Source organism: Kitasatospora sp. NPDC029367, assembly GCF_055569135.1.
In genome coordinates, this window is record NZ_JBVHYH010000002.1 from 168,885 (window position 1) to 174,957 (window position 6,073).

Sequence of the window (6,073 nt, forward strand, 5' to 3'; positions counted from 1 at the left end):
GGTCGGTTCGGGAGCGGAACTGATCCGGATCGGGACTGATTGGGTTCGGGGCTGATTGGGTTCGGGTCCAGGGTCGGAGTTGATCGGGCGGGTGTCCTTCGGGGCACCCGCCCGGTGTTCTGTGGAGGTGGGGTGCAGGGGTGCGGGGGTGCGGGCGGGGTGCGGGCCGGGCCCTCGGGGAGATCCCGGATCTGTCCCTGATCTCCGTCCGCCGGGCCCGTTCCGGGCCTTCCGGGCCCGGGTGCGGCCGCTACGGTGGAACCCACGGCAGTGCGGCCCGCGTTGGGCCCGGCGGGGGCCGAAACGGCGGCGGAAGGTGACGCGCGATGGACGTGTTCGGCGTGATGATCGGCTTGGTCCTGCTCTTCGGGATCGCGACGCTCGTCCTGGCCGTGGTCGGTACGGTCAAGGCGGCCAAGGCCGTCGCCGCGAAGGTCGAGAAGCACGAGGCCAACGCCCGGCGCGCCGTCGAGACCGCCACCCTCAAGGCGAAGACGTACACCAAGGTCGGCCCGCCCGCGCAGATCGCCACCGTCCGCCTCAAGCTGCGGACCTCGCTGGACGGCACCCGGCAGGTGCTGGAGGGCGGGCTGGAGCAGGACGGCCAGCTCGGTGAGTCCCTCGCGCTACTCACCCGGCTCGACGCGCACGCGGCCGAGCTGGACGGCGAACTGCGGGTGCTGGAGCGCGAGCCGGACACCGCGCGGATCGCGGCCAAGCTGCCGGAACTGCGGGAGCGCGCGGAGCGGATCACCCACGCCGCGGAGACCATGCGGTGGGCGGCCCAGGACCGGATGCACCGGTTCGCGGACGACGAGCTGAGCCGGCTGAGCCAGGAGTGCGAGAGCGAGGCGGGGGCGCTGCGGCACTGGGACACGGCGGAGGGCGGTGCTTCCGGTGCTTCGGGTACTGGCGGTGCGGGCGGTGCCGGTGTCGCTGCGGGTGCGGGTGCGGGTGCGGGTGCTGGGGCAGGCGGGGGTGCGGGAGCCGGTGCCGGTGCCGGTGCGGCCCGGGCCGGGCTGACGGACGGCCGGGGACGGCCCAGCGCCGAGGACCTCCTCGGGCTGGCCGATCCGCTGGCGAAGCTGGCGCAGCGGCTGCGGAAGCCGTCGGCGGGGCCCTCCACGGGGCCGTCCGCGAGCTGATTCCCGCGCGCGGCCGGGCCTGCCCAGGAGTGCGCGGACAGCTGCTGTCATCCCGGACGAACGGGGAGTAACCTCCGCCTCATGCCCTCCGACCTCGCACTTGTCACCGATTCCACGGCCTACCTGCCGCAGGCGGCGCTCGACCGGCACGGGATCACGGTGGTACCGCTGAGCGTCGCGATCGGTGACGAGGTCCGCTGCGAGGGCGTCGAGATCTCCCCGAAGGACGTCGCCGAGGCGCTGCGCGGCAAGCAGCGGGTGACCACCTCCCGGCCCAACCCGGAGACCTTCGCCGCCACCTACCGGGCGGCCGCCGAGGCCGGGGCGCAGGGGATCGTGTCGGTGCACATCTCCGGCGAACTGTCCGGCACGGTCGAGGCCGCCCGGCTGGCCGCCGTCGAGGCGCCGGTGCCCGTGCGGGTGGTGGACAGCCGGCTGGTCGGGATGGCCCTCGGGTACGGCGTGCTGGCGGCGGCCGAGGCGATCGAGGCCGGGCTGGGCCTCGCGGAGGCGGCCGGGGCGGCGGCCGAGCGGGCGGCCGGGACCAGCGGCTTCTTCTACGTGGACACCCTGGAGCACCTGCGCCGGGGCGGGCGGATCGGGGCGGCGCGGGCGCTGCTCGGTTCGGCTCTGGCGGTCAAGCCGTTGCTGCACCTGGCCGGGGGGCGGATCGAGCCGCTGGAGAAGGTGCGGACGGCGTCGCGGGCGATCGCGCGGCTGGAGGAGATCGCGGTCGAGCGTTCGGGGGAGGGCGGGGTGGACATCACCGTCCACCACCTGGCCGCCGAGGAGCGGGCCGAGCAGCTCGCGGAGCGGCTGCGGGCGCGGGTGCCGGGGTTGCGGGAGCTGTACGTGGGCGAGGTCGGGGCGGTGATCGGCGCGCACGTCGGGCCGGGGCTGCTGGCGGTGGTGGTCGCGCCGCGCTGAGGCGGGGGTGGGGGAGGGCGGGGCGGCTCGGGCTGGGGGCGAGGGTGGGCCGGGGTCGGGGGCGGGTCAATCGCGTGATAGCGCTGCCACTCGTGTGAGTGACACTTTTTGTCCACAACCCCCGGGTTTTCCACAGGCTTTCGGAAATTTCCGCACGTTCCGCGAAGTGCTCCTAGCGTCCTCGCCATGACGACCTTGGGCCTGGGCGCGGCGAAGCGCCAAGCAATCGACGAGACGGTACGGCTGCGGATGGCGGCGCTGCTACCGACGAATGACGAGCCGGTGGTTCGTGAGCCGGCGGGCCGTGAGTCGGCGGTCTGTGAGCCGACTGCGGGTCAGCCGCCGGAGGGCGGTCCGGTGGCGGCCGTACCGCCCGCCGCAGTGCCGCCGGGGGCGGGCCCGCCCGAGCCGGTGCACCTGCCCGATCCGCCGGGCGCCGGGGCGCGGCTGCGGTTCGCCTCGGCCCTGGCGCTCGACCGGCGGGCGGTGGCCGGGCTGGCCGTCCTGCTCCTCTTCGCGGTGGGCTATGCCGTGCAGCACTTCTGGCTGGCCCGGCCGGAGGCGGTGGCCGTTCCGGCACTGGCGGCCGCGTCGGCGCCGCCGGAGTCGGGCCCGCCCGCCACCGACGGCCCGCCCGGCAGCGGGGCCGGGCCGCCGACGGGCTCCGCGGGCCCGGGTGCCGAGCCCGCCGTCGTCATCGACGTCGGCGGCCGGGTCCACCTGCCCGGTCTGCACACCCTGCCCGGGGGATCGCGGGTGGCCGACGCGCTGCGGGCTGCGGGTGGTCCGCTGCCGGAGACGGACACCCGGGGCCTCAACCTGGCCCGCGTCCTGATGGACGGTGAACAGATCACGGTCGGTGAGCAGGCGCCCGTTCCCGTCTCCGTCCCCGCTCCCGGGGGTGCCGGCGGACTGCCCGGCGCCGGCACGCCCCGACCACCCGTCAGTCTCAACCGCGCCACCCTCGAACAGCTCGACGCCCTCCCGGGCGTCGGCCCGACCCTCGCCCAGCGCATCCTCGCCTACCGCGCCTCGCACGGTTCGTTCCGCTCGGTCGACCAGCTCCGGCAGGTCAGCGGAATCGGTGCCCGCACCTTCGCCGAACTCCGTCCGCTCCTCACACTCTGACGTTCTTCCGTTTCCTTCCCTTCCCTCCCCTTCCCCGGCCTCGCTGCCGGCCCTGTCGTCGATGCCGAAAGGAGGTACCGCCGTGTCCGCCACCACCGCGCCGCTCCCGCGCACCCGCTCCTCGGGTGCCGACTTCCGACTGTTGCTGCCTGCCGTCTCGGCCTGGCTGGTCACGGCGGTGCTCCTGCCCGTGGAACCAGGGTCCGAGCCGCTGATCCTGCTGTCGGCCGGTGTCGCCGTGCTCGCGGCCGTCCTGCTGCTCGTCCGGCCGGGCCTGCTGCCCCGGCGCGGGGCAGCGGTGGCGCTGGCGGCCGTCCTGCTCACCGGTGCGGCGGCCGCGATCGCGACCCCGCTGCACACCGCCGACCTGCACCGGGGTCCGCTGCCGGAGCTCGCCCGCGCGGCCGAGCACGCGCCGCCGCGCGCCCCGGGCACACCCGCCACGGCGGTCGAGGCGGAGCTGACCGTCGCGGGGGACCCGAAGGTCCACACCTCCCGGGGCGGCACCACCGGCGGGCAGACCCTCCTCACCGTCGACGCCGTGGCCGACCGCACGACCGTCCTCCCGGACGGCCGGGCCACCCGGACCCACACCCCGGTGACGGTCATGGTCCGCGGGCCGGAGAGCGACTCCTGGCTGCGGGTGCTGCCGTCCGAGCGGCTGGCCGTCGAGGCCGAGGTGCGGCCGGCGGGAGAGGGCTACGACACCGAGTCGGCGGCGCTGCTGCTCGTCCATGGCCCGCCCCGGCAGCTCGCACCGCCGAGCCTGCCGCAGCGGATCGCCGGGCGGCTGCGCGAAGGACTGCGCACGGCCAGCGACGGGCTCCCGCCGGACGCGCGCGGGCTGCTCCCCGGGCTGGTCGTCGGCGACACCTCGCGACTGCCCGACGACCTGGTGGATGCCTTCCGTGCCACCGACCTGGTGCACCTGGTGGCCGTCAGCGGGGCCAACCTGGCGATCGTCCTCGGCGTGCTGCTGGGCGCACCGGCGCAGGCAGGCACAGCGGAGCGGCGCGGACTGGCCGCGCTGTCGGGGCTGTCGCTGCGCACCAGTGCCCTGGCCGGTACGGCGCTGACCCTGGCGTTCGTGACGGTCTGCCGTCCCGAACCCAGCGTGCTGCGGGCGGCGGGCACGGGACTGATCGGCATGCTGGCCCTGGCCACCGGCCGGCCCCGCCAGGCCGTACCGGCGCTCGCCGGGTCCGTCCTGGTCCTGGTACTGCTGGACCCGTACCTGGCGCGTTCCTTCGGCTTCCTGCTGTCGGTGCTCGCCACCGCCGGGCTGCTCGTGCTGGGGCCGCACTGGGCCGAGTCCCTGCGGGCCCGGCGCTGGCCGCACCACCTGGCGGGCGCGCTGGCGGCGACGGCGGCGGCGCAGGCGCTGTGCGCGCCGGTGACGGTGGTGCTGTCCGGGCACATCAGCCTGGTCGCGGTGCCGTGCAACCTGCTGGCCGAGCTGGCGGTGGCCCCGGCGACGCTGCTCGGCTTCGGGGTGCTCGTGCTGCAGCCGTTCTTCCCGTCCCTGGCCCGGCTGCTGGCCGAGCCGGCCGGGGTTCCGGCGAGCTGGCTGGCCTTCGTCGGTCGGCGCGGGGCCGAACTGCCCGGTGGGCAACTGTCCTGGCCCGGAGGCTGGTTCGGGGTGGTGACGGTCGCCCTGGCGACCTTGGCGGCCTGCTGGGCGGCGCCGCTGCTGCTGCCCCGTCGGGCGGAGCCCGGCCGTCGCACGGGTGTCCGTCGCCGCTGGGCCCGGGCGTTGGTGACGGGTGTCCTGCTGGTGGTGCTGTTGGGGGTGCTGCTGCGCCCGCCGCAGCTGGCCCGGATCGCCACGGGCTGGCCGCCGCCCGGGTGGCGGCTGGCGATGTGCGATGTCGGGCAGGGAGACATGTTGGCCCTTGCGACCGGTGTGGCGGACAGCGCGGTGGTGATCGACACCGGGCCGGACCCGGACGCCGCCGACCGGTGCCTGCGTGAGCTCGGCATCACGACCGTGCCGCTGCTGCTCCTGACGCACTTCCACGCGGACCATGTCGAGGGTGTGCCCGGGGTGTTGCGGGGGCGCCAGGTGGGTGCGGTCGAGGGCACGGTCCTGGACGACCCGCCGGGAGAAGCGGCCCGGGTGAGGGCATGGGCGGCGGGGGCCGGTGTGCCACTGCTGCGCGCGGGCCGGGGTGAACGGCGCTCGGCCGGTGCGGAGTTGTCCTGGGAGGTGGTGTCGCCCGTTCCCGGGGCGGCCTTCGACGCGCCGGGTGCGAACAACGCGAGCGTGGCACTGCTGGTGTCGTCGGTCGGCGGTCTGCGGATGGCGCTGCTCGGCGACCTCGAACCACCCGCCCAGTCGGCCCTGTTGGGGCGCCTCGGAAGAGTGGACGTTCTGAAGGTGGCGCACCACGGCTCGGCCCACCAGGACTGGGACCTGACCGGTGCCCTGCGGCCCCGACTCGCCCTGATCTCCTGCGGCGAGGGCAACCCGTACGGGCATCCGTCGCCCCGTACGGTCGATCACCTGCGTGCGTTGGGCGCCACGGTGTTGCGTACGGACCGGGTGGGGGACGTCGCCGTGACCGGCGACTCCCCGGCCACCCTCGCTGTCGCCGTCCACCCCCAGCCTGCCCACGGCACCCGCGCCGGGCATGCCGCCCCGGGGCACTCCACCCGTGGGCCCCGCGCCCCGCCCCCGTGACCCCGCTCTCCTTCTTCCCTCCACGAGGTGGGGTGGGCAGGGGGTAGGGGTGGGGGAGGTGGAGGGAGGAGGGTGGGAGGGGGGCGGGGGCGGGGGCCCCGGGGAAAGGGATTGCGGCGGGGGGGGGGGGGGGGGGGGGGGGGGGGGAGGGGGGGGGGGGGGTGGGGGGGGTGGGGGGGGGGGGGGGGGGGGG

General features: G+C 76.1%; 4 protein-coding genes. All 4 read left to right on the forward strand.

Annotation, left to right across the window (positions count from 1 at the left end):
* The first annotated feature begins 326 nt into the window (after positions 1-326).
* The 4 genes from ACZ4W5_RS02970 (at position 327) to ACZ4W5_RS02985 (ending at position 5,880) form a co-directional block, all read left to right on the forward strand.
* Positions 327-1,145, forward strand: coding sequence for a hypothetical protein (locus ACZ4W5_RS02970; protein ID WP_360228835.1), 819 nt, complete (start codon positions 327-329; stop codon positions 1,143-1,145).
* A gap of 81 nt (positions 1,146-1,226) precedes the next feature.
* On the forward strand, positions 1,227-2,072 hold the full coding sequence (locus tag ACZ4W5_RS02975; protein ID WP_465652393.1) for a DegV family protein: 846 nt from the start codon (positions 1,227-1,229) through the stop codon (positions 2,070-2,072).
* A 186-nt stretch (positions 2,073-2,258) separates the two neighbouring features.
* On the forward strand, positions 2,259-3,200 hold the full coding sequence (locus ACZ4W5_RS02980; RefSeq protein WP_360228829.1) for a ComEA family DNA-binding protein: 942 nt from the start codon (positions 2,259-2,261) through the stop codon (positions 3,198-3,200).
* An 82-nt stretch (positions 3,201-3,282) separates the two neighbouring features.
* The gene (locus ACZ4W5_RS02985; RefSeq protein ID WP_465652396.1) at positions 3,283-5,880 is read left to right on the forward strand and encodes a ComEC/Rec2 family competence protein; all 2,598 of its coding nucleotides are present in this window, start codon (positions 3,283-3,285) and stop codon (positions 5,878-5,880) included.
* Positions 5,881-6,073 lie beyond the last annotated feature (193 nt).

Bases quoted from the DNA above. Each gene is read 5' to 3' on its own strand.
- ACZ4W5_RS02970 (WP_360228835.1), top strand. From the start codon at position 327: ATGGACGTGTTCGGCGTGATGATCGGCTTGGTCCTGCTCTTCGGGATC.
- ACZ4W5_RS02975 (WP_465652393.1), top strand. From the start codon at position 1,227: ATGCCCTCCGACCTCGCACTTGTCACCGATTCCACGGCCTACCTGCCG.
- ACZ4W5_RS02980 (WP_360228829.1), top strand. From the start codon at position 2,259: ATGACGACCTTGGGCCTGGGCGCGGCGAAGCGCCAAGCAATCGACGAG.